Annotated in this window: 2 protein-coding genes; one reads left to right on the top strand and one right to left on the bottom strand. The window is 34.9% G+C overall.

Annotated elements, in window-relative coordinates:
- Nucleotides 1–350, top strand: a 350-nt coding sequence (locus tag IDG60_RS00480; protein WP_274611424.1) for an ADP-dependent NAD(P)H-hydrate dehydratase, incomplete at its 5' end; no start/stop codon positions are given.
- 86 nt (nucleotides 351–436) lie between these two features.
- Here IDG60_RS00480 and IDG60_RS27080 read toward each other — a convergent pair.
- On the bottom strand, nucleotides 437–567 hold a 131-nt coding region (locus IDG60_RS27080), incomplete at its 5' end, for a hypothetical protein (RefSeq protein WP_481906067.1).

Below are 567 nucleotides of genomic sequence, written 5' to 3'. Positions count from 1 at the left end.
TAAGTGGTATTCCTATTGAGGAACAGACATATGAGCGTAATCGTGAAGCAGTTGATCGTTTAGGTGCAACTGTTGTACTTAAAAAACATGGTACTGAAATTTTCTTTAAAGATGAAGACTTTAAATTGACAATCGGTAGCCCAGCAATGGCGACTGGTGGTATGGGCGATACACTTGCTGGTATGATTACAAGCTTTGTCGGTCAATTTGATAACTTAAAAGAAGCGGTTATGAGTGCCACATATACACATAGTTTTATTGGCGAAAACCTTGCAAAAGATATGTATGTGGTGCCACCATCAAGACTTATCAATGAAATACCTTACGCAATGAAACAATTAGAAAGTTAGTCATTACTAATCATTGAATATAGTAAAGCATTACTTTCTAGCATAAAAATAAGACTCCCCTACATATAGGGAAGTCTTATTTTTTATTATTCTTCATCTGATGATTGTTGTATATCTTCTTCAACACGATCCATGAAATCTTGTCTTACTTCAATACGTCCATCTTCATCATTTTCTTCTGAATCAATCACTTCAGTATGAATTGCATTTCCTGGTG

The organism is Staphylococcus sp. EG-SA-2, assembly GCF_017152085.1.
This window is presented reverse-complemented; position numbering and strand designations above follow the sequence as displayed.